This is a genomic window from Blautia sp. NSJ-175, assembly GCF_022867815.1.
In the GTDB taxonomy this organism is placed as follows: Bacteria; Bacillota; Clostridia; order Lachnospirales; family Lachnospiraceae; genus Blautia; species Blautia celeris.
In genome coordinates, this window is sequence record NZ_JALIFQ010000007.1 from 159,711 (window position 1) to 181,904 (window position 22,194).

At 47.3% G+C, this 22,194-nt stretch carries 21 protein-coding genes and 1 other RNA gene; 12 read left to right on the top strand and 10 right to left on the bottom strand.

What is annotated here, in order from left to right; translation table 11 throughout:
- Positions 1-46: 46 nt before the first annotated feature.
- Positions 47-1,588: a 2,3-bisphosphoglycerate-independent phosphoglycerate mutase gene (gene gpmI, locus MUB35_RS13160; protein ID WP_033141148.1), complete on the top strand. Its 1,542-nt coding sequence runs from the start codon at positions 47-49 to the stop codon at positions 1,586-1,588.
- Between the two features lie 119 nt (positions 1,589-1,707).
- Here the strand turns inward: gpmI and MUB35_RS13165 are convergent, their stop codons facing one another.
- Positions 1,708-2,583, bottom strand: coding sequence for a helix-turn-helix domain-containing protein (locus tag MUB35_RS13165; RefSeq protein ID WP_033141147.1), 876 nt, complete (start codon positions 2,581-2,583; stop codon positions 1,708-1,710).
- A gap of 214 nt (positions 2,584-2,797) precedes the next feature.
- Between MUB35_RS13165 and MUB35_RS13170 the strand changes: the two genes are divergently transcribed.
- The 11 genes from MUB35_RS13170 (at position 2,798) to MUB35_RS13220 (ending at position 15,948) form a co-directional block, all read left to right on the top strand.
- Positions 2,798-4,054 carry a uroporphyrinogen decarboxylase family protein gene (locus MUB35_RS13170; protein ID WP_033141146.1) on the top strand — a complete coding sequence of 419 codons (1,257 nt, stop codon included), beginning with the start codon at positions 2,798-2,800 and terminating at the stop codon, positions 4,052-4,054.
- Positions 4,055-4,288: 234 nt separating this feature from the next.
- Positions 4,289-7,228: an MSCRAMM family protein gene (locus tag MUB35_RS13175; RefSeq protein WP_244806353.1), complete on the top strand. Its 2,940-nt coding sequence runs from the start codon at positions 4,289-4,291 to the stop codon at positions 7,226-7,228.
- Positions 7,221-7,802, top strand: a complete 582-nt coding sequence (locus MUB35_RS13180) for a hypothetical protein (RefSeq protein WP_244806354.1) — start codon at positions 7,221-7,223, stop codon at positions 7,800-7,802. The genes MUB35_RS13175 and MUB35_RS13180 overlap by 8 nt, the downstream gene beginning before the upstream one ends.
- Complete coding sequence (locus tag MUB35_RS13185; protein ID WP_227243711.1) at positions 7,799-8,458, top strand: hypothetical protein; 660 nt, start codon at positions 7,799-7,801, stop codon at positions 8,456-8,458. Before MUB35_RS13180 ends, MUB35_RS13185 begins: the two co-directional genes overlap by 4 nt.
- A complete protein-coding gene (locus tag MUB35_RS13190) occupies positions 8,455-8,952 on the top strand; it encodes a signal peptidase I (protein WP_227243709.1) in 498 nt (165 codons plus the stop codon). Before MUB35_RS13185 ends, MUB35_RS13190 begins: the two co-directional genes overlap by 4 nt.
- Positions 8,927-9,619: a TasA family protein gene (locus tag MUB35_RS13195; RefSeq protein WP_052099417.1), complete on the top strand. Its 693-nt coding sequence runs from the start codon at positions 8,927-8,929 to the stop codon at positions 9,617-9,619. Before MUB35_RS13190 ends, MUB35_RS13195 begins: the two co-directional genes overlap by 26 nt.
- Positions 9,620-9,704: 85 nt before the next feature.
- Complete coding sequence (gene eno / locus MUB35_RS13200) at positions 9,705-11,024, top strand: phosphopyruvate hydratase (protein WP_033141141.1); 1,320 nt, start codon at positions 9,705-9,707, stop codon at positions 11,022-11,024.
- A gap of 188 nt (positions 11,025-11,212) precedes the next feature.
- Positions 11,213-11,449, top strand: a complete 237-nt coding sequence (gene secG, locus MUB35_RS13205; RefSeq protein ID WP_018596465.1) for a preprotein translocase subunit SecG — start codon at positions 11,213-11,215, stop codon at positions 11,447-11,449.
- Positions 11,450-11,561: 112 nt separating this feature from the next.
- Entirely contained in the window at positions 11,562-13,754 is a 2,193-nt protein-coding gene (rnr, locus tag MUB35_RS13210) for a ribonuclease R (protein ID WP_103731384.1), read from the top strand.
- 4 nt (positions 13,755-13,758) lie between these two features.
- Positions 13,759-14,226 carry an SsrA-binding protein SmpB gene (smpB, locus tag MUB35_RS13215; protein ID WP_033141140.1) on the top strand — a complete coding sequence of 156 codons (468 nt, stop codon included), beginning with the start codon at positions 13,759-13,761 and terminating at the stop codon, positions 14,224-14,226.
- 42 nt (positions 14,227-14,268) lie between these two features.
- A complete protein-coding gene (locus tag MUB35_RS13220; protein WP_244806355.1) occupies positions 14,269-15,948 on the top strand; it encodes a M3 family oligoendopeptidase in 1,680 nt (559 codons plus the stop codon).
- 57 nt (positions 15,949-16,005) lie between these two features.
- Here MUB35_RS13220 and MUB35_RS13225 read toward each other — a convergent pair whose 3' ends face one another.
- The 9 genes from MUB35_RS13225 to ssrA form a co-directional block, all read right to left on the bottom strand.
- A complete protein-coding gene (locus MUB35_RS13225; protein ID WP_033141138.1) occupies positions 16,006-17,007 on the bottom strand; it encodes an ABC transporter permease in 1,002 nt (333 codons plus the stop codon).
- A 1-nt stretch (position 17,008) separates the two neighbouring features.
- Positions 17,009-18,001, bottom strand: coding sequence for an ABC transporter permease (locus MUB35_RS13230; protein ID WP_244806356.1), 993 nt, complete (start codon positions 17,999-18,001; stop codon positions 17,009-17,011).
- Positions 17,998-18,846: an ABC transporter ATP-binding protein gene (locus tag MUB35_RS13235; RefSeq protein ID WP_244806357.1), complete on the bottom strand. Its 849-nt coding sequence runs from the start codon at positions 18,844-18,846 to the stop codon at positions 17,998-18,000. The genes MUB35_RS13230 and MUB35_RS13235 overlap by 4 nt, the downstream gene beginning before the upstream one ends.
- Complete coding sequence (locus MUB35_RS13240; RefSeq protein WP_181014410.1) at positions 18,843-18,995, bottom strand: hypothetical protein; 153 nt, start codon at positions 18,993-18,995, stop codon at positions 18,843-18,845. The genes MUB35_RS13235 and MUB35_RS13240 overlap by 4 nt, the downstream gene beginning before the upstream one ends.
- Positions 18,996-19,112: 117 nt before the next feature.
- Complete coding sequence (locus tag MUB35_RS13245; RefSeq protein ID WP_331477498.1) at positions 19,113-20,192, bottom strand: HAMP domain-containing sensor histidine kinase; 1,080 nt, start codon at positions 20,190-20,192, stop codon at positions 19,113-19,115.
- Between the two features lie 2 nt (positions 20,193-20,194).
- Positions 20,195-20,860, bottom strand: coding sequence for a response regulator transcription factor (locus tag MUB35_RS13250; RefSeq protein WP_054352358.1), 666 nt, complete (start codon positions 20,858-20,860; stop codon positions 20,195-20,197).
- 154 nt (positions 20,861-21,014) lie between these two features.
- Positions 21,015-21,170, bottom strand: coding sequence for a hypothetical protein (locus tag MUB35_RS13255; RefSeq protein ID WP_156120842.1), 156 nt, complete (start codon positions 21,168-21,170; stop codon positions 21,015-21,017).
- Between the two features lie 89 nt (positions 21,171-21,259).
- Positions 21,260-21,583, bottom strand: coding sequence for a sporulation initiation factor Spo0A C-terminal domain-containing protein (locus MUB35_RS13260; protein WP_033141133.1), 324 nt, complete (start codon positions 21,581-21,583; stop codon positions 21,260-21,262).
- Between the two features lie 244 nt (positions 21,584-21,827).
- Positions 21,828-22,179: a transfer-messenger RNA gene (gene ssrA / locus MUB35_RS13265) on the bottom strand.
- Positions 22,180-22,194 lie beyond the last annotated feature (15 nt).

Genomic DNA, 22,194 nt, shown 5'->3' on the forward strand with positions numbered 1-22,194 from the left:
GGTATGAGATGCAGAAATGGAATTTGACATATAAAGGAGAGAAAATATGAGTAAAAAACCAACCGTATTAATGATTCTCGATGGATATGGCCTGAATGATAATTGTGAGGCAAACGCTGTATGCGAGGCGAAGACTCCTGTTATGGACCAGTTAAAATCCCAGTGCCCCTTTGTAAAAGGCAATGCAAGCGGAATGGCCGTGGGCCTTCCGGAAGGACAGATGGGCAACTCTGAGGTGGGTCACCTGAACATGGGTGCAGGACGTATTGTCTACCAGGAGCTGACGAGAATCACAAAAGAGATTGAAGACGGGGATTTCTTCCGGAACGAAGCACTGCTGAAGGCAGTACGCAATGCCAAAGAGAACGGCTCAGCACTGCATTTATTCGGACTTCTTTCTGACGGTGGTGTGCACAGCCATAATACCCATGTGTATGGTATTCTGGAGCTGGCTAAGAGAGAAGGTCTTTCCAAAGTATTTGTACACTGCTTCCTGGACGGACGTGACACTCCGACCACAGCAGGAAAAGAATATATCAAAGAGCTCAATGACAAGATGAAAGAGCTGGGTGTTGGCCAGGTGGCATCCGTTATGGGACGTTACTATGCTATGGACCGTGACAACCGCTGGGATCGTGTGGAGAGAGCCTACAATGTTATGACTAAGGGAGAGGGCAAGCAGGCAGAGTGCCCTGTATGCGCTGTCAAGGACTCCTATGCGGCAGAGAAGACTGACGAATTTGTAGAGCCTACAGCCATTGTAAAAGACGGCCAGCCGGTAGGAATCATCAGGGACAAAGATTCTGTCATCTTCTTTAATTTCCGTCCTGACAGGGCGCGTGAGATCACGAGAGCCTTCTGTGATGAGGAGTTTACAGGTTTCGCAAGAGAGAAGAGACTGGATCTGACCTATGTATGCTTCACAGAGTATGACCCGACTATCCCGAACAAAGACGTGGCTTTCCATAAGGTAGCCATCAGCAATACATTCGGTGAATTCCTGGCTGCCCATGGCATGAAACAGGCACGTATCGCAGAGACAGAGAAGTATGCGCATGTGACCTTCTTCTTTAACGGTGGTGTGGAAGAGCCTAATGAGGGCGAAGACAGAATCCTGGTGAAATCACCCAAGGTTGCTACTTATGACCTGAAACCGGAGATGAGCGCTTATGAAGTCTGCGACAAGCTGACAGAGGCCATTCGCTCCGACAAATATGATGTTATCATCATCAACTTTGCCAACCCTGATATGGTAGGCCATACAGGAGTGGAAGAGGCAGCGATCAAAGCAGTGGAAGCCGTGGATGAGTGCGTAGGCAGAGCCGTGGACGCTGTGAAGGAAGTGGGAGGCCAGATGTTCATCTGTGCGGACCACGGAAATGCAGAGCAGTTGAAAGATTATGTGACAGGGGAAACCTTTACGGCCCACACAACGAATCCGGTGCCGTTCATTCTTGTCAATGCAGACCCCTGCTATGGTCTGAGAGAAGGCGGATGCCTGGCAGATATTGCACCTACACTGATTGAGATGATGGGGATGGAACAGCCGAAAGAAATGACTGGAAAATCTCTGCTGATCAGGAAATAAATGATTCAGTATGCCTGAATGAGAAAGGGCGCTGTTTCCCAAAACGGTTATAGGAACCGGGAGGGAACAGCGCTCTTTTTGCTGTACCGGAACAGTCTTCCGGACAGGATGTACGTAGATCAGGGGGATTTCTGAAAGCCGGAGGGGTCGAAGAATTTGCGGTAAACAGCAGGAGTGAAATCCAGGTCTTTTTTAAAGGCGCGGATAAAGTGGGAGGTGCTGGAAAAACCGCATTCCACGGCGATGGCGTCTATGGAGCGTGTGGTCTCCATAACAAGCTCCCTGGCCCGCCGGAGTCGGAGGGTGGACAGGTACTCATGGGGAGAGGAGCCGGTTTCGGCCTTGAATACCCGTGAAAAGTGGTATTTGCTCAGAGCTGTCTGGCGGGCAGCGTCCTCCACGGTCACTGGCTCCTGGAAATGGGTTTCCAGATAGAGGCAGGCTTTTTGAATGGAGGGGCTTAATGGTTTTCGGATTTTGGCAGCCAGAGAACCGAACAGGGTGTGGACCAGGGCGGAAAGACGGTGGTCATCAGGCTGGGGAAGACGGAGCTGATCCAAAAGCTGTTGGAAAGTTAACGCGGCCTCGGATTTATTACGGAACAGTGCTCCGTCTTTTTGGTAGAGATATTCACAGTAGTCAGAGGTGATGTTGCCGTCAAAGTGAAAAAACTGGAACCTTACCTGTTTGGGTGTGTAATAGTGGTGAGGATACATACAGTCTAAAAGAACAATATCCCCGGTAGCTGCTGTGAAAGAGTGATCCCTGTATGTAAAATGCAGTTCCCCTGACAAAATGCAGAAAAAAAGGTAAGAGTGCAGACCCTTTCGGCTGACCTGGTAGGGCGGTGCACAGAGATATTCAGCTCCCCAGTATACGCAGAAGAGATGCTCCTTCGCAAAGGGGGAGGGGGAATGAAAGTATATCCCTTTTTTGCTCATGATTCCCCGTTCCCCCGGTATCATGCCTTCCTCGTGTATTTTTTCCAATATCATAAGCAGCCTCCTGACAGCACAAAATGTATATTAATGAGCATGATTGAGTAGTGAAAAAACTATAAGAATAGTATATATTATGAATTAGAAACAAGCAAGACGGAATTACAGAGACATGGGAGAAAACTATTTTGTATGCGCACGATTTGTTAATTATGGGTAAACTGCGCATGTTGGGACGTACTTTTTGAAGTACGGGAAAGGAGAGGTAAGGATGACATCAAGAGAGAGAGTTCGCGCGGCGTTTGAACACAGGCAGCCGGATAAAGTGCCGGTGGATTTTGGGGGAATGTGCTGTTCCATGATCAATGCCATTGTGCTGAAGGATCTGCGGGCATATTACGGGCTGGAGTACCGTCCGCCGAAGATCAATGACATGTCCACCATGACAGCCTTTGTGGAGCCGGATCTGGCAGACTGCCTGGGATGTGATGTACAGCAGCTTTATAACTATGGGGACACTTACGGACATATCAATACAGACTGGAAAGAGTGGAGATACCGGGGAGAGACTGTGCTGATTCCCTCCAATGCGGTGGTAAAGGATGACGGAAAAGGCGGATATTTCGTCTATCCGGAGGGAGATGATTCCCTGCCCCCGTCCGGCCACATGCCCGCCAATGGATTTTACTTTGATAATCTTACGCGCACGCCGGAATTTGATGAGGACGAGGCTAATCCGGATGACAACGTGGAGGATTATACCCATGTGACAGATGAACAGATCGCCTACCACAAAAAAGTGCTGGCTCAGGTGAAAGGTTCACAGAGGGCCATACAGGTAGGCCCAGGCTATTTTGGCCTTGGGGATGCCAATAATATACCGGGACCAAATCTGAAGAATCCCAGGGGAATCAGAAGCATTCAGGAATGGTATATGGCGCCCCTTCTCTATCCGGATTACGTGGAAGAGGTTTTTGAGAAGGGAACAGATATTGCCATAGAGAGTTTTAAGAAATACTGGGATGCATTTGGTTCGGATATTGATATTCTCTTTATCTGCGGTACGGATTTCGGAACCCAGAGAGGCCCTTTTATGAGCCCGGAAGTGTTCCGCGACCTGTATATGCCGTATTATAAAAAGATGAATGACTGGGTGCATGAGCACACAACGTGGAAGACACTGAAACACTGCTGCGGGGGTATTTTCCCCATTCTTCCGTATATGATCGAAGGCGGGTTCGACGCCATCAATCCGGTGCAGTGTTCTGCAGAGGGAATGGACCCTAAGACACTGAAAGATACATACGGCAAAGACATTGTATTCTGGGGCGGCGGTGTGGATACACAGCAGGTACTGCCCTTTGGCAGGCCGGAGGAAGTGCGCAGACAGGTTCTGGAAAGACTGGAGATCTTTTCAAAGGACGGCGGCTATGTGTTTAATACCATACATAACATACAGGCCAATACCCCAATTGAAAATATAGCTGCCATGATTGAGGCTGTGAAGGAGTTCAACGGGGACAGGTAATAATATTTCAACAAAAATGCAGGGTAAAACAAGACGGGAATTTGTGAAAGTTTCCGTCTTGTTTTCATGAATTTCGTATGCTATGATTTATCTACAAATCAAATCTCGGAGCGATTCCGAAAATCTGAAAAGGCCGTTCGGCCGAAGTTTCCAAATGTAAAGTAAAAGCAGAAGGGGTAAAAAGATCCTTATAGGGGAATTTTGCGCCCTGAAGCGGAAAGGGGCATTGTTTTTATGAAAAAATGGAAGAAGGTTCTGGCAGCAGGGCTTCTTACAGTCCTTTTTTCCTGTGCTGTCTGTGCACAGGCGATTTCTGCCGGAAACGGCAGGGATATGCTGCATACGGATGCGCACGGTTTGGCTGTGGGGACAGCAGCGGGGGGAAAAGGCCCTCCGTCCAAATTGTCAGGAGGACAGGAATATGGACAGAAGTCCATAGGAGCAGAAAAAACTGCAGTTCAGAAGGAGGTTGCAGAAAATGATCACAGCAAGAAAGTGGGATTACACGGATGTACAGGAGAAAAGACAGAATATCAGAGCTCATCAGGCTATGAAGAAGACATGGAATCCGGCCAGATGCCGGGAACAGGCCAGATTTCCGGTCTGGAGACAGGGCGAGGGGAAAAGCCTGCCTGTAGTACATCCGCAGTACAGAAAGAAATGTCCTGTGATCCAGGTGTGGAGGCACGGGGAATATACAAAGCTGCCGGTCACCCGAAAACACAGTATATATCCGGCAAAGGATATGTACAAAAGAGACAAGAGCAGGAAAATTCTGACCTGGAACCCGGATATAAACAGAAAAACGGGCAGGATAGCTGTGAGGAAACCGAGATCAGTCTAATGGCTGAAGGAGGTGCAAAAGAGTTCGGCAGGCAGAAAAAGACGGACGGTTTGGAAGAGCCTGCAGGTTCTGCTTCTGCGCAGAAGCAGCCGGAGGATGTCAGCACGCCCGGTGAAAAGGACAAAAAGGAAAACCCGGAAAAGCAGCCGGAACAGGGTAATCAGCCAGAGCAGGAAAAACAGCCGGAACAAGAGGAACAGTCGGGGCAGGAGGCACAGCCGGAACAGGGTAATCAGCCAGAACAGGAGGCGCAGCCGGAACAAGAGGAACAGCCAGGGCAGGAGGAACAGCCAGAACAGGAGGTGCAGCCGGAACAGGATACATCCGGGCCGCTGTTGGAGGAACAGATACCGGGACAGTATTCCAGAATCTCGGATATGTACCTGAGGAGTGCGGCCACCAGTACCATACAGGTGGGATGGCAGGAATCCTTAGGTTCCATTGACCCCGGCCTTTTAAGCCTGGACGATCCGTATAATGTCTCGATCAAGTATGTGGACTCCAGCGATTCTGACAACCAGGATATGCGGGGAAAGTGGCGCCTTCTTTACTGTGTGCAGTATCAGCACAATGCGCCGGAGGGGCAGATTACCTGGGATGGAGCAGGGCGTGTGTCACCGTCTATTGCCTATCTTATGTACTGGGGCTGCCGCTACTGGGGCCAAGAGAGCCTGTGGCCAAATTACAGGACAGGATACGGATGGAAATATGATGCACTGGCTACCCAGTATGCTGTCCACATAGTCAACGGGGAATTCTCCCTGAACACACTTTATAATCATCTCAAAGGATCTAAAAAAGAACAATTCTACAGCATCATCAACAAGATGGTAAATGATGCAAATCATCCCCCCTATTACACACCGTTTGCTGACGGATGGAGAGATTTTGACTACGCATTGTCTGACTCCAGTGTGACCTGGACAGCTCAGGATTATAACGGCAAGGCCGGTTTCACAACAAAATGGATCAGCCAGAACCTGTCGGACGGCCTCACAGACTGCAGCGAGTACATCACATCCAAAAAGGGAACGGCGGACAACGGTGCCACCGTGATCTGGAAGGACAGCGGCGATGCGTCCGCATTCCGGATCTGGATTCCCAAAACACAATATCTGCTGCTGCAGGAAAAAGGGGCCAAGGTCACAGCAACAATCTCAGGAAACCATTCCCTGTATCTGGCGGGATGGGTATATAAAAGCAGTAATTCCAAATATCAGATGGTGACCATGCTGGAGGGCGGCGGCGGTTCCGCGGCACATAAAAAGACAGTTACAGCCCAGATTCCCAAAAAGGCGGTAAGCTGCTACATTGATCTTCAAAAAGCGGACAAGGATACCGAAGAAACAAAACCACAGGGCAATGCGGAATTTTCCGGTGCGGTATATGAAGTGAAAAATAAAGCAGGGACCGTGGTGGACAAAATGACCACAAATACATCAGGGAAAGCCACCAGCGTACCGCTTGCTACAGGAACTTATATAGTTAGGGAGGTTACCGCGCCAAAAGGATATAACCTGGATAAAAATACATATACGGTTACCTTTACAAACACGGATTTGAATCAGACCGTATACCGGAAAAGCGTCCGCTCAGAGGAGCCTGTGAAAAAGGGAAATGTGACTTTGAAGAAATTATCATCAGAGTCTGACAAGACCTTAAAAGGTGCGGTTTTTTATCTCTATACAAGTAAAAACAAAAAAGTAGGAGAATACACTACAGATGATAAGGGATGTATCACAGTCAAAAATTTACCATGGAACAGTTACTTCTTCATTGAGCAGACTGCGCCGGAGGGATACGAACTGTCCGATGAGAAGATCGCGTTTTCTATAAATAAGGAATCCGCGGGAAAGACCCTGGAGGTTGCGGCCAGGAATACACCGAGAAAAGTAAAACTCATTCTGGAAAAAGAGATCCGTGCGGATGAGATCAATTTTGCCAACGGCAACCCCATTTTTCTGTTTGAGGTTAAGGGGGTGGATCTGGAAGGAAAGACACATATTCTGCATAGAACTGCCGAATTTACCAGGGAGTATACGGAACAGGAGAAAAACAGTGATGGTACGATCCGAAAAACTGTCACATTTTCGGAATTACCTGCCGGTACCTACACGGCATATGAGATGGAAGTTATGCGGTATTCACTGGAAGATATTACAGAAATAACAGGAGGCACCAGGAAGGAAGATACCGTGGTATTTGACCTGATCCAAAACGATGCCGGCCGCGCAGTCTTTATCAATCATAAAGACGAATGGCAGGACTGGTCAGATACGTCTGTCTGTGAAAATATTATTTTGAAGAGGGAAAAGGAAGAACATGAGTGAAGTCAGAAAAAAAGAACGGCTGAAGGAAGCCGCGGCACTGCTGCTGCTGATTCTTCTGCTGACAGCAGCTGGTCTGGCTGTGGGTGTGGGGAGTGCTTATTTCAGTGACCAGGACGCGCGCAGCAACCGAATCAGACCGGGTGACAGCAATCTGGAGATCACAGAGGAATTTCATCCCCCGGATGAGTTAAAGCCCGGGGAGGTCATAGCAAAAAGCGTGCAGATTGCCAACAAAGGCAAATCCAGTTGTTTTATACGGTGCAGGCTTCTTATGGATGATGAGGAAATCCTGCCCTATCTGCATCTGGGAATTGATTCAGAAAACTGGGAAAAGTCAGAGGATGGATACTATTATTACAAAAGCGCACTGGAGATGGGAGAGATCACAACAGAACTGCTGAGACAGATCACCGTGTCAGAGGATGCACCGGAAGAATTGTTAAAGCGGGGATTTTCCCTGAGTGTCTATGCGGAATCTTACCAGCAGGGCCAGTTTTTAAAAGAAGCCTGGCAGGAAGCATGGAAACATTTTGACAGGAATAAAAAAACAGGGAAAGAGGAGGGGAATGTATGAAAAGAAAGAGATATCATCCGCTGTTGTGCATCTGCCTCCTGTTTGTAGGATTGAGTCTTCCGGTCCCTGTCCTGGCAGAAAAGGCCGAAGGTCTGGAAAAGGCCAGGGGAAAGGTGGATATCAGGCTCGAAGAATTCACCCTGGATAGAAACGGCCGGGAAGTACCCTGGAAGGACCTGGAGGCAGTTATGCCCGGACAGGAGATTATAAAGATTCCCAGAGTCACCAATCTGCAGAATGAATGTGAGATTCGGGCTAAGATTGAAGTGACCATGGGAAAGGAGGTGAAGCTGCCCGTCACAGAGGATATGATAAAGGGAATGCCAAAAGAATGGAAACGACGGGAGGATGGCTGGTATTACTATGAGAAGAAACTGAAAAAAGGTGAGAAAACAGACATCTTCCGTTCTTTTACCATTCCTTCTGCGTGGGATACAAAATATGACAGCAGTGGAAATATCATAAAATACTACACGGAGAACAGCCTGGATATTGTTGTAACCGTGGAGGCTGTGGGAGATGGAGACTGGACAAAAGAAAAAGCCACAGTACGCTCCCCGAAGACAGGTGATGATACAGCCCTCTTTTTGACAGCGGTTCTGTGTCTGGGATCTGCGGCTGCGGCCTATGCGGTGTGGAAATGGAGAAAACAATGAAAAAAGCATGTTACCGCATAGGGGAAATCTTGTACTGGGTACTTTGTCTGCTTTTGATAGCCAACATAATCTTATGTATTTTCGGTATTCGTCCATTTGTTGTTGTCAGCGGATCAATGGAACCGGCTATTCAAACGGGAAGTATATCCTGGGTAAATCTCCGCGCGGATGCCGATCACCTGCAGCAGGGGGACATTCTGGCTTTTGAAAGAAATGACGGAGAACTGGTCCTGCACCGGATCGTCCGAAGAACAGAAGCGGGAATAGTGACAAAGGGGGATGCCAATCCGGTGCCGGATGCGGCTTTGGTGAGAGTACACCAGATAAAAGGTAAGGTTTTGTTTAGCGTCCCGTATGTGGGAAAGGCGTTTATGAAAAACGCAGAAGAGTTTGCCGTATTTTTTTTAACAGGCAGTGTGATTTTATTTATTTTATTAAAAACAGTGAAAATTTCAGGAGGAACGTATTATGAGAAACATAACACGGAAGAGTAAAAAACAAGCATTTCTTTTATGTCTGGCACTGGCAGCCATACTTTTGGCCGGAAGTGCGGCGGCGTACTTTACGGACAGGGAACAGGTGAAAAACCATTTAACCATCGGTAAAGTGGATATTACCCTGACAGAACCGAAGTGGGACGCTGTGCCTGAGAAAGAAAAGCAGGATATCACGCCCAATAAAAAGCTGATCAAAGATCCTAAGGTGACCAATGTGGGGATAAATGACGCTTTTGTCTTTGTCACAGTACAGGTGCCGGTGGCAGATGTCATTACTGCAAACCAGGACGGCAGCAGGAATCCAAAGGCACTTACGGAACTTTATTCCTGGACCGTCAACAGCGGTTGGACAAGGATGGGAAATGCGGCAGACATTAAAAATGAGAGTAATGTGGTGGTAGCCCATGAGTACAAATATGTATACGGCACAGAGTCTGCCTGCACCGCGCTGGCAAAAGGAATCACAACACCGGAGCTTTTCAGTTCCGTAACTTTTGCCAATGTGATCGAGGGCGAAAAAATGCCGGATGGAACTGCCATGGAGGAGGCAGCAACGGATATTGATCTGAAGGCTTTTGCCATTCAGACTACGGATCTTACGGAGAAGGATGTGACGGACCCTGCAAACGTCTGGAAAATTTTTGAAACACAGAATAAATCCTGACAGCGTAAAATAATTTGTCAAGGCATATTTTTACCGGAGCCAGACAATACTAGTTTTGTATGAAGAAATTGCAGGAGGTAATGCCATGTATCGTTATTTACCAATACGAAAGGTATACGCCAGAGAAGTATTAGACTCCAGAGGAAATCCGACTGTGGAAGTGGAAGTGACAGTCGGTGAAGGAATAGTGGGAAAAGACGGGGTGACAGGAAGGGCGATCGTACCCTCCGGCGCATCTACGGGAAGATTTGAGGCAGTTGAGCTGAGAGACGGAGAAAAAAGGTATAGAGGCCTTGGTGTACAGAAGGCTGTGAACAATGTCAATGTGAAGCTGGCAGACGCTGTGCTTGGAGAAAACGCGCTGAGGCAGAGTCATATTGACAATCTCCTTCTGGAAGCAGACGGAACCGACAACAAGGAGCATATAGGTGCCAATGCGGTGCTGGGTGTGTCGCTGGCTGTGGCGAGAGCGGCTGCCAAAGCCCTGAAGCTTCCTCTTTATCAGTACCTCGGAGGATGTCACGCAAAGAGAATGCCGGTTCCCATGATGAATATATTAAACGGAGGAAAACATGCGGACAACACGGTAGACTTCCAGGAATTTATGATCATGCCGGTGGGAACAGAGAGCTTCCATGAAGGTCTGCGCATGTGTACAGAAATCTATCAGGCTCTGAAAAAGATACTGAAGGACAAAGAGTTATCCACAGGAGTAGGGGACGAGGGCGGCTTTGCGCCAAATCTGAGCAGTGCCGGGGAAGTATTTGAAATCCTGAATCAGGCTGTGGAAAAGTGCGGTTATGCACCGGGGGAACAGATCTGCTATGCTATGGATGCTGCGGCAAGCGAACTGTATGACCAGGAAAAAGACTGTTATTACTTTCCAGGGGAATCCCAGATGAACGGCAGTGAAGTACAGAGAAATTCCAGGGAAATGGTAGAATATTACCAGGAGCTGCTGGATAAATTTCCGATTGTCTCGATAGAGGACGGCTTACACGAGGATGACTGGGACGGATGGCAGCTCATGACGCAGGAGCTTGGTGAAAAGGTGCAGCTTGTGGGAGATGACCTGTTTGTCACGAACGTAAAACGACTCAAATGCGGTATTAAGTTAAACGCGGGAAATGCCATATTGGTGAAAGTAAACCAGATTGGCACTCTGACAGAGGCTATGGATGCTGTGGAAATGGCCCAGAAAGCAGGATATCGGGCAGTGATATCCCACCGCTCCGGTGAGAGTGAGGATACTTTTATTGCGGATCTGGCTGTTGCAGTGAATGCGGGACAGATCAAAACAGGTGCTCCCTGCCGTTCAGAGCGTACAGCAAAATATAACAGACTTTTAAGGATTGAGGATTCTCTTGGCGCGCAGGCTTGTTATGAGACACCATTTGAGAGATAAAATCCCGAGACATCCGGCGCGATACAGAGCAGAATGTTCCATATCTGTGCATCGCGAAGCGTGATACTGGGCACGCAGTGAACAGTAACTATAATATTTCCAGAAACAGGCTAAAATCGCTAAAAACAGTTGAAATCTCGGAAATACTGTGATACACTAATTTTGTTTGACGATTAGGAGGTGTAATCATGGAAATTTTGAGAATTGTACTTACGATTTTATTCGTTATTGATTGTATTGGGTTGACCGTTATTATTCTGATGCAGGAAGGAAAATCTCAGGGACTTGGCACAATTGCTGGTATGGCTGATACCTATTGGGGTAAAAACAAGGGCCGTTCTATGGAAGGGGCACTGGTTAAAGCCACTAAGATCATGGGAATTTTATTCTTTGTTCTGGCACTGGTTTTGAATCTGAAATTTTAAGAGATGGCACTCTTGCAGTCACGCAAGGGTGTCATATTTTTATAGGCGAAAGACGCCTTTAGTTAGGAGTAAATATTTGAAAAAAAATGCGCAGGTTAAGAAACGCAAAAAGATGCTGTATGAGATCATGTGCTGCAAGGAGTATACGCCTATGCGGGCGAAGGAACTTGCAGTGCTCTTACAGATTCCGGCAGGAAAAAGAGAGGAGCTTCATAAGACTCTGGACATGCTGCTGGAGGAAGGAAAAATAAGCATCAACAAGCGGGGCCGCTACGAGGCGGTGAGAAAAGAGAGCGGGAAGAAGGAAAAGGAACCTTCCCGTGAATATGAGAAGAAAAACAAAGCAAAACGTGAATTTTATCTGACAGGAACCTTTGTGGGCAATGCCAAGGGATTCGGCTTTGTGGAGGTGGAAGGTGAAGACGAGGATATTTTTATCCCCGAGGAACACACCGGTGATGCGCTCCACAAGGATACCGTACAGGTAAGAATCCTGAGAGAGGAAAGAGACGGAAGGCGCAGGGAAGGCGCAGTGGTCAAGGTACTGGAACACGGAATGAAAGAGGTTGTCGGCACATATGAGAAGAGTGACAGCTTTGGCTTCCTGGTTCCTGACAACAGAAAATTTTCAAAAGATATTTTTATCCCCATGGAACACTCCATGGGTGCTGTCAGCGGTGATAAAGTAGTGGCGGCTATCCGCAGTTACGGCAGCAGAAGCAGAAACCCGGAGGGAAAGGTGAAGGAGATTCTGGGCCATCTGGGTGAAAAGGGCGTGGATGTCATGTCTGTGGCCAGAAGCTATGACCTGCCCATGGAGTTTCCGGAAAAGGTGCTGAACCAGGCGGAAAGAATCAGGGAAACCCTCAATGAGGGTGACTATTACGGACGCATGGATTTGAGGGATTGGACCATGGTCACCATTGACGGGGAAGATGCAAAGGATCTGGATGATGCGGTGTCTATTACGAAAGAGGGAGAGTTCTATCATCTGGGCGTGCATATTGCCGATGTGAGCAATTATGTACAATACAACAGTGCCCTTGACAGAGAGGCACTGAAAAGAGGAACCAGTGTCTACCTGGTTGACCGTGTCATTCCCATGCTCCCCAAGAAGCTGTCCAATGGCATCTGTTCCCTGAATGCAGGGGAAGACCGCCTGGCACTCAGTTGTCTCATGGATATTGATAAGAAGGGAAATGTGATTGGGCATAAGATCGCAGAGACTGTCATTCATGTGGACAGAAGGATGACATATACGAATGTGAAAAAAATCCTGCTCCACGAGGATGAGGAGGTTACCGGGGAATACGCGGAACTGGCCCCCATGTTTTTCCTTATGCAGGAATTATCAGGGATATTGAGAAAGAAAAGAGGAAAACGGGGAGCTATTGACTTTGATTTCCCGGAAAGCAAGATAAAGCTGGATGAAAACGGCAGGCCTACAGAGATATATCCCTATGAACAGAATGTGGCAACAGAAATTATCGAAGATTTTATGCTGCTGGCGAATGAGACGGTTGCGGAGGAGTATTATTTCAGGGAGATTCCCTTTGTGTACAGAACGCACGATAATCCGGACCCGGAGAAGATGGAGGCAGTGCTTTCCATGATACGCGGAACGGGGATCAAAGTGAAAAAGGCAAAGCAGGAGATCCATCCAAAAGAAGTGCAGCGGATTCTGGATGAAATCGAGGGAATGGATTGTGAACCTTTCTTTTCCAGACTGCTTCTGCGCTCCATGAAGCAGGCAAAATACACCACTGACTGCAGCGGGCACTTTGGACTGGCAGCCAGATATTACTGCCATTTTACCTCTCCGATCAGGAGATACCCGGATCTGCAGATACACAGGATCATCAAGGAGACCATCCATGGAAGAATGACCCAGGATAAGAAAAAACATTATGGGGATCTCCTGGACGCGGTTGCCAATCAGTCCAGCACCTTGGAGCGCAGAGCAGAGGAAGTGGAGCGGGAAACTGTGAAGATGAAGAAAGCAGAATACATGGAATCTCATCTGGGCGAAATCTTTGAGGGCACCATATCCGGCGTTATGGAATGGGGCTTTTACGTGGAACTGTCAAATACAGTGGAAGGGCTGGTGCATGTCAATACACTGACCGATGACTACTATATCTTCGACAGGGAGCATTACAGCCTGACCGGCGAAACGACAAAAAGACAATATATCATGGGACAGAAAGTAAAGGTGCGGGTTGAAAATGCGGATATTGTCACAAAAGCAGTGGATTTTTCACCTGTGATCGGGGAAAGTGAAGAAATGGTGAGAGGAAAGGATTAAAATTATGGGAAAAGAATCAGGGATTCGTCTGATCGCAAACAATAAAAAAGCCTATCATGATTATTTTATAGAAGATACCTATGAGGCGGGTATCGAGCTTGCAGGCACTGAGGTAAAGTCCATGCGCATGGGAAAATGCAGCATTAAGGAGTCCTTTATTCAGATTGACAGAGGCGAGGTCTTTGTCTACGGCATGCATATCAGCCCTTATGAGAAAGGGAATATCTTCAATAAAGATCCTCTGAGAACCAGAAAGCTTCTCCTGCACCAGTATGAGATCCGTAAGATCGCAGGAAAAATAGCAGAGAAGGGTTATACCCTGGTACCGCTTAAGGTTTACTTCAAAGGCAGCCTTGTGAAAGTGGAAATCGGCATCGCGAAAGGCAAGAAGCTGTATGACAAGAGGCAGGACATTGCCAAGAAGGATCAGAAAAGAGAAGCTGAGCGGGAATTTAAAGTAAAAAACTTATAAAAAAGCGCGGGAATAAATTCAGTGAAAAGCGAGGAAACCAACATGAAATTTTGTGATATGCCGTATGAGAGAATTGACTTTGGAAAAGTAAAAGAGGAACTGCTGGGACTGATGAAGGCTTTTGAAATGGCAGAAAGTGCACAGGAACAGTTTGAGATCCACAAAAAGTATTATGCCCTCTCTGACCGGGTTTCCACACAGGTCACCCTGGCATCCATCCGGCACAGCATGGATACCACAGATGCGTTTTATGAAGAAGAAAAGGCTTACTACGATGAGCAGGTGCCTGCTTACAGCAACCTGTCTGTGGAGTATTTGAAACTGCTGTATCATTCCCGGTTCAGGGAAGAGCTGGAGCAGATCATCGGGCCTGTAGCATTTAAAAATATGGAGCTTTCCTTCCGCTGCGTAAATGAATCCGTGATACCGATCATGCAGGAGGAAAACGCGCTGGTGACAGAATATGAAAAACTCCTGGCCAGTGCCAAAATAGACTGGGATGGGGAAATATTAAATCTGTCTCTTTTAGGTCCTTATCTCAAGCATAAAGACCCGGAAGTCCGAAGACGGGCATATGAAAAGCAGAATGCATTCTTCATGGGTATTGCGGATAAACTGGATGAGCTGTACGACAAGCTGGTAAAGAACAGGACACGCCAGGCAAAAGAGCTGGGCTTTGAGAGTTATACAGAGCTGGGGTATCTGCGTATGCAGCGGAACAGCTACCAGAGAGAACAGGTGGAAAATCTGAGACGGCAGGTAAAAGAGGTCTTTGTGCCATTTGCGGAGAGTCTGTATGAGAACAGAAGAGAGCGCCTGGGTCTGGATAAGATGTATTTTTCAGATGAACAGGTCTATGGAAAGGATGGAAATCCCCAGCCGTTTGGGACACCGGAAGAGATTCTGGAAGCCGGACAGAAAATGTACGGAGAGCTTTCAAAAGAGACAAGGGAATTTTTTGACTTCATGATGGAGAACGAGCTTCTGGATGTGTTCGGTAGAAAGACAAAGGCAGTGGGCGGATATATGACATATATACCGGATTATAAATCTCCGTTTATTTTTGCCAATTTTAACGGAACCAGTGATGATGTGAATGTCATTACACACGAGTGCGGGCATGCTTTTCAGGGGTATCTGGCATCAGAGGACCCTATTCGGGAGCATGCTGATATCGGTATGGAGACTGCAGAAATCCATTCCATGTCAATGGAGTTTTTCACGGAGCCCTGGTATCCTCTGTTTTTTGCCGGAGTCAAGGCTGAGGCATACCGGGAGATGCATCTGGAAGATGCGGTATTATTCATTCCCTACGGCTGTATGGTGGATGAGTTCCAGCACAGGGTCTATGATGATCCGGATATGACGCCAAAGGAGAGAAAAGCCGTTTGGAAAGAGCTGGAGAAGACCTATAAACCGCATTTGGATTATGGCAGTCTGCAGTTCTTTGCAGAGGGCGGTTACTGGCAGCGGCAGCATCACATTTACAGCTTCCCTCTCTATTATATTGACTATGTGATTGCACAGCTCTGTGCCTTTGAGTTCAAAAATAAGATGCAGGAGAATTATGAGGAAGCGTGGAAAAGCTATCTGCAGCTCTGCAGACTGTCTGCTTCGGATTATTTTGAAAATCTTCTGCGGAAAGCCGGACTGAGCTCCCCCTTTGAGGATGGATGCATTCAGGAAATCGTGGATAAACTGAAGAAGGATATCACCAGGTAAGAAAAGCTGCGGCCGGGATAGGATTCCGGCCGCTGTAAAGCAGTGATCAGATGTATGCTATGACTTTCTTTGGCGGCACATAAGAAGATACGCAGCCAGCCAGATGATACTGTGCAGCAGAAGTACAAGGATGTATTCCTGCATATGTCCGCAGTATCCGTTTATAAGGTCCAGGATGCCATAAAAAGCAGCGCTTGAGGGAAGCAGATATGTTATGGTATGCAGGAAACTGTCTTCCGGAATGACCAGATAGAACAGCACCGGGGGTGCAAGGAACAGTATCATAACCATTTTAATACAGACAATCCCGGACATTAGCCCGTCTGAAAAATGTCCGATGAACAATCCCGCAAGAGCGGCAAGAAAAGCAGACAATAAAATGACCAGAAGCAGCGGGATTATCATATCCGGGGATATGCGTATGCAGATAAAGGCAGTAAGCGCGGCGGACAGAACGGCACCTATATATCCCAGAGAGAGTTTCTGCAGCATATAGCCCATCTTAGTCATAGGCATCACTTCATTCACAAATCCGATTCCCTCTTCCTTTTCATTGATCATATTCATAGCGTTGAATGTACATCCCATGAACAGAGCAGTTGCCATGGTGATGGCTGTCAGCAGCGGTTTTAAGCTGTCACTGCTGCCTCCCGGCACAATATCTATCTCGTAGGAGGAAAGTGCTGCCCGCTCCTCATACATCTTAGGAAGGGTATTTCCGATTACGGTATTTACTTCCAGTTCATCTCCGGAGAGAACGGCAGTGAGGCTGTCTCCGTTTTGGATCACACCGATCAACTGTGAGGCTGGCTGGTTGACTGCAGTTTCCATAGACTGTCTGTTTTCATACATTTCCAAACGCCCCATGCTGCGGAGCCAATGGACAGCGTCAGAGGTGAGGCTGTCTTTGACTGCGGCGAAACCTGTCTCACTGACTGAGGATAAGTTTATACCTGACAGCAGGTTGACAGCCAGTCCTGCAAGGATGGGAAGCAGAAAGGTCAGGATACACATTTTATCGCGGCGGACATTTTTTAACTGAAAGGTTATTCCTGTCATGTTACCCCTCCTTTGCCATTTCATGTTTCAGAGTCCGGCAGATCAGCATAAACAGTGACAGAACCGCTGCTGCACAGACTGCATAATATATGTTACCTGCAGGTTTCATGCCGAAATATGCGTTTTTCAGAGCCATAAACAAGTGATACATAGGATGGTATCTGATCCATTTCCAGGATATACCGGTCTGCCCCGCAAGAAAAACCGGTGTTGTGACAAATACGGCAAGTATTAGATACAGAAGGGAAAACTGCCGGAAACCCTGCAGGCATACGGCGCAGAAAAAACCTGTAAGTGCCATGACAACGGACAGAATACCTGCCTGGATCATAACAGCAGGCAGTACGGATAGTCCCTGTGAAACACCAAGATTAACTAAAGTCAGTAATGCCGCGAAGATCAAATCTGCCGCGAGAAAGAGCACCAGTTTGGAGAGCACTATGTAAGTCTGACTGACCGGCAGCGTACTGTGCACCCGGATGACACCCATCTGCTTTTCTTTAAACAGGGTGGAAGCCAGTCCGAGAAATCCCACTGCAGACAGTTCAAAGAAGAGAAATTCACAGGTGATCTCCCGCCTGTTTTTCATTTCCTTTGTATTGGTGCCTATGACTACAGTTTTCGTTTCAGAATCTGGGAAAAGCAGGGATACCGCATAGGCTGCCCTGCTGTTGTCGGTGCGCCTGATACCGGAGGAGACCATGTAGATGCGGGGAACACGGCCGGAGGCGTCAATCCCTACAGAATAACCGTCTGAACAGGCCTGATGCATTTGCTCTGCACTCTCTGATCTTATAGCTGCAGAGGAGGCAGTGCTCTGAACCCCCATGGGGTCATAGAGGTATACAGGGTAGATTTCCTGGTCCAAACGGACATAGACCAGGTTAATATAACAGGAATAGAGAATAAGGGATCCAAGTGCCAGCAGGAAAAATTTTGATGCCAGCATCAGGCGGAAATCTTTTTTGAGAAGAGAAAATACAACATATCTCATGAAATCAGCCCCTTCCCTGTATATTGGATAAAGATATCTTCCAAAGTGGGTTCCTTTGTATGGATACTGATGATTTTATCATGTGGGAAAGGGAAAACCCGGGATAGGCGGGACAGCTCCACGCTGACAGTACAGCGCTTATTTTCATAGAGATAAGTGACCTCTGCCATATTGCTGTTCTTTTGTTCTTTCAGCTTTTGCGGCGTATCCAGTGCATTGATCTCCCCGTCCGCTATAAATGCGACCCTGTCGCAAAGCAGGTCGGCATCCAGCATATTATGGGTGGTAAGAAAGACGGTAGTTCCTTTTCGGCGTTCCTCCTCAATGATTTTCCGAAACAGCACAGCTCCGGATGGATCAAGCCCGCTGGTCGGCTCATCCAGAAACAGCAGCCTGGGATTGTGTATCAGCGCTCTTGCCATGCTGACCCGCTGCCTCATGCCTTTTGAATAGGAAGATACCGGCTTTCGCAGAAAATCCTTTTTAAATTCCAGCATTTCCAAAAGTTCTGCAGCATTTCTGCGTCTTCCGGCGGGATAGAAAGAAGCAAAATAATTCAGATTGTCAAGAGCACTCAGATTTGTATACAGGTAAGGAAATTCAAAGAGCACACCGATCTGACTTCGGAAATCCATGGGATGTGCATCCGGTTTCTGCCCAAAAAGGAGTGCTTCGCCGCAATAACCGCCAAGAATCCCTGTCAGTATTTTCTGTGTTGTGGATTTGCCTGAACCGTTGGGCCCCAAAAAACCGAAAATTTCTCCGTCATCCACAGCAAACGTCAGACCGCGCAGCGTTTCATGGCCCTTTTTATAAGAAAAACGAAGATTCTTAACATCAATCATGATTCATCCCCCCATTTGTCGTTATCGAACTTTCTTTTTTCCACTCTGCGTTTGTTCCACCATCTCATAAATTTCACTTTCAGAGGTATGGAAAGTGCAAAAATCACAGCGATTATGAGCCACCAATACCATGCAAGACCAAAGAACATAAAATCACCTCCCTTGTATAAGATAGTCTATACAGGGAAGGTGAAGTCAGTGTGGGACTGCTGTGAAGTTCATGTGAAATAACTGTCCGCTGCAAAAGGGGAATCGTTGTCCGGGAATCATGTGATAATAGGGAAAGAAAAATAGAATTCCACTCCGTTCTTATGATTACGGACGCCATAGGAAACCCGGTATGCTGAGAGCACCTGGGCTACAATCGCCAGCCCCAGTCCGGAACCGCTGCCGGCAGTATTCTGTCCGCGGTAGAACTTGGACCAGATTTTTGGAAGTTCCGGCTCCGGAATGGGGGCGCACTGATTGAACAGGGAAAAGGACACCTCCTTTTCAAAACAGCTTATAGTGAGGCGGATTTCACCGCCTTCCCGGACATTTTTTCTCGCATTTTCAATGAGATTGTCCAGCACCTGTTCCATGCGTTTTGAATCTGCCCGAATCAGAACAGGAGTATCAGGAAGCCGGTAAGTGAAATGGTAATTTCCGCCCGGGGTGCCGAGGAGCAGGCGTCCGGCACACGTCTCTGCCATTTCAATAAAATCAAAGGTTTCATCAGAAAGTTCCGCGGAACCGGACTCCAGTGCGGACAGATCCAGCAGGGATACCAGCATATGGCTGATTCGGTCTTCGGCAGATAGTATGGCATCCAGATACTGCTGTTTTTTTGTCTCATCCACCTCATCCTTTAAGCCTTCCGTATAAGCGCGTATGAGTCCAAGGGGTGTTTTCATCTGGTGTGACAGGTTATCGGTCAGCTCTTTTCTCTGAGCCTGCAGAAGACGCTCTTTCTGCACATCTTTTTCAAGCTGGATATTTGCCTGCTCCAGCTTTTGCAGTGCGTCCTGCAGATTGGCGGACATGGTATTCAGGCTTTGAGAGAGTCTGCCGAATTCGTCGTTGGAGTTTATGCGGCAGCGTGCTGTGAAGTCCAGATGTGCCATCCGCTCTGCCTCCCGGTTGATTTCGTTTAAGGGGGTGGAGATGAGGCGCCCCAGCAGAATATCCACACAGATGATAACGGCTGCCATAAGGCAGAACCATATGAGAAAAGAAAGACTGCTGTCTGCAGGCAGCTCCGAAGTGAGCAGATAGAATAAGACAATGCTTCCACCCATGAGTTTTGAGAGCAAAAGTGTTTTTTTACGGATCGTGGTCAGTTGAAATGCAGATAGTATTTTTTTCATAGTCATACCTCAAACTTATAACCGGAACGGATGAGGGTTACAATATGCTCTCCTTCGCTGCCGAGCTTTTGGCGCAGAGTTTTGATGTGGGTATCCACAGTTCTTGTATTCCCTTCAAAATCATATCCCCAGATACGGTTGAGGAGCTGTTCCCGGGAAAAGACCTGGTTTTTGTTCAGCATGAAAAGGCGCAGCAGTTCAAATTCTTTATGGGTCAGTACAGTTTCCGTGCCGCTGACGGTAACTGTATGGGAGGAGAGCTGCAGCACTATGTCTCCGGCGCTTAGGATATCCTGCGGATGGACAGACGCAGCGCGGCGCAGGAGGGCATTGATTTTGGCGAGCAGTATTTTGGGACTGAAGGGCTTCGTGATATAATCGTCGGCGCCGTATTCATAGCCTTTTAATTTGTCTGTCTCGCTGTCTTTTGCCGTGAGAAATATAATAGGGATACTGCACATTTCCCTGGCGATCCGGCATACGGAAAAGCCGTCCAGATGGGGCATCATAATATCCAGGACAGCCAGATCCACAGGATTATTTTTCAGGATCGTCACAGCGTCTATGCCGTCATCTGCCGTTATACAGGTGTGTCCTCCGTGGCGCATATAGTCTGTCAGGATATCCTGCATACCTTTTTCATCCTCAGCAATTAAGATCAGTGCCATTTTTGTCTCCTTTTGTTTTTGTTCTTTAGTACAGGCTTTTATAACTGCCTGATCAGATTTTATTATATTACGTTCCAAAAGGGAATGCAAACAGAATGAAAAAGAGCTGCCCTATGCGGACAGCCCTATGTTACTGTTCACGGCAGAGCCGTAATCATTCATGGAAAAGTCCGCGGCGTTTTGCTTCAGCGGATATCTTGTCAAACAGCTCCTGTTCGCTCTGCGTCTCTTTAGGAACAGCTTCGCGTCTGACTGTTTCGGCGATCCACGCTTCAAATGCTTTGTCTGCCTTTTTATCAGAGTTTTCCAATCAAATCACCCCTGCCTCCATTATAAAACCGTAAGTCTGACAGATAAACTGGTAAATAATGGAAACAGCAGACTGCCATCCGAGGCAGTCTATTGATTCCGGTATACAGTGTAGGCGATAATATCTATAAATTCGCTGTTTGAGGGGCATCTGGAAAGCTTGTAGCCGGACAGCTCCTGCAGATATGTTTTATTGTTGTCCCAGCACTTCTCGATCACAGTTCTTATGTCACGTTCTACACTGACTTTGGTAACCCCATACTTATGAGCAATGACAGGATAGACATCCTTTGTCACCTTGAGACATTCATCGTAATTCTCGGCAGCAATGTGAATTGCGTCCAGCAGATAGCGGTATCCTTTATATTTTGAAGTAATGCCAAATTGCCTTATGATTTTATCTTTTGTATGCATGATTATTTACCCTCCTCATATGTTCTATAATATTATAAAGGAGATTCGTATAGAGAAAGGAAAGTTCGACATTATAATGCAAAAAAAGACCTTCGTTACACTGAATGTACAAAGGGAATGAAAATGCAGAGTGTCCTGGAAATAAAAAAAGACCCGGATGCCGGTAAAACCAGGCATTCCGGGTAAAATAAAAGTGGAGCTGATAAGTCAATATCCGAACACTCCGGATTCGGATGGCACTATTAAGTGGACCTGGCGGGAATCGAACCCGCGTCCGAAAGTCTATCCCTTGAGGCATCTCCCATCACAGTCATTCTTTTAACATTCCCTCATACAACCGCCGGATGACAGGCTGATGTACTTAGTAGCTTCATGAATCTTTTACTTTCTCAAAGCTTTGAAAGTAAAGGGCCCTGCAAAGTCGATGCCGGATTCCCGGGCAGCAGGTGACCCGGGGCCGACAAGCTGCAATTAGGCAGCTAACGCTAAATTATTATTGTCTGCGTTTATATTTAAGTTCCAGGTTGTTGCGCAGTCCCGGAGTCTGCGGATGGCTTCCCCAACTTCAAAACCCCCGTCGAAACCAGTACAAGCCCATAACTGGACTTCAC

Excerpts from the sequence above, each read along its gene's own strand:
- MUB35_RS13170 (WP_033141146.1), top strand. The coding sequence starts at position 2,798 with ATGACATCAAGAGAGAGAGTTCGCGCGGCGTTTGAACACAGGCAGCCG.
- MUB35_RS13250 (WP_054352358.1), bottom strand. The coding sequence starts at position 20,860 with ATGGCACTGATCTTAATTGCTGAGGATGAAAAAGGTATGCAGGATATC.
- MUB35_RS13190 (WP_227243709.1), top strand. The coding sequence starts at position 8,455 with ATGAAAAAAGCATGTTACCGCATAGGGGAAATCTTGTACTGGGTACTT.
- MUB35_RS13235 (WP_244806357.1), bottom strand. The coding sequence starts at position 18,846 with ATGATTGATGTTAAGAATCTTCGTTTTTCTTATAAAAAGGGCCATGAA.
- MUB35_RS13240 (WP_181014410.1), bottom strand. The coding sequence starts at position 18,995 with ATGTTCTTTGGTCTTGCATGGTATTGGTGGCTCATAATCGCTGTGATT.
- MUB35_RS13260 (WP_033141133.1), bottom strand. The coding sequence starts at position 21,583 with ATGCATACAAAAGATAAAATCATAAGGCAATTTGGCATTACTTCAAAA.
- gpmI (WP_033141148.1), top strand. The coding sequence starts at position 47 with ATGAGTAAAAAACCAACCGTATTAATGATTCTCGATGGATATGGCCTG.
- secG (WP_018596465.1), top strand. The coding sequence starts at position 11,213 with ATGGAAATTTTGAGAATTGTACTTACGATTTTATTCGTTATTGATTGT.
- MUB35_RS13185 (WP_227243711.1), top strand. The coding sequence starts at position 7,799 with ATGAAAAGAAAGAGATATCATCCGCTGTTGTGCATCTGCCTCCTGTTT.
- MUB35_RS13230 (WP_244806356.1), bottom strand. The coding sequence starts at position 18,001 with ATGAGATATGTTGTATTTTCTCTTCTCAAAAAAGATTTCCGCCTGATG.
- MUB35_RS13245 (WP_331477498.1), bottom strand. The coding sequence starts at position 20,192 with ATGAAAAAAATACTATCTGCATTTCAACTGACCACGATCCGTAAAAAA.
- rnr (WP_103731384.1), top strand. The coding sequence starts at position 11,562 with ATGCTGTATGAGATCATGTGCTGCAAGGAGTATACGCCTATGCGGGCG.
- MUB35_RS13225 (WP_033141138.1), bottom strand. The coding sequence starts at position 17,007 with ATGACAGGAATAACCTTTCAGTTAAAAAATGTCCGCCGCGATAAAATG.
- MUB35_RS13195 (WP_052099417.1), top strand. The coding sequence starts at position 8,927 with ATGAGAAACATAACACGGAAGAGTAAAAAACAAGCATTTCTTTTATGT.
- smpB (WP_033141140.1), top strand. The coding sequence starts at position 13,759 with ATGGGAAAAGAATCAGGGATTCGTCTGATCGCAAACAATAAAAAAGCC.
- MUB35_RS13220 (WP_244806355.1), top strand. The coding sequence starts at position 14,269 with ATGAAATTTTGTGATATGCCGTATGAGAGAATTGACTTTGGAAAAGTA.
- MUB35_RS13175 (WP_244806353.1), top strand. The coding sequence starts at position 4,289 with ATGAAAAAATGGAAGAAGGTTCTGGCAGCAGGGCTTCTTACAGTCCTT.
- MUB35_RS13180 (WP_244806354.1), top strand. The coding sequence starts at position 7,221 with ATGAGTGAAGTCAGAAAAAAAGAACGGCTGAAGGAAGCCGCGGCACTG.
- MUB35_RS13165 (WP_033141147.1), bottom strand. The coding sequence starts at position 2,583 with ATGATATTGGAAAAAATACACGAGGAAGGCATGATACCGGGGGAACGG.
- eno (WP_033141141.1), top strand. The coding sequence starts at position 9,705 with ATGTATCGTTATTTACCAATACGAAAGGTATACGCCAGAGAAGTATTA.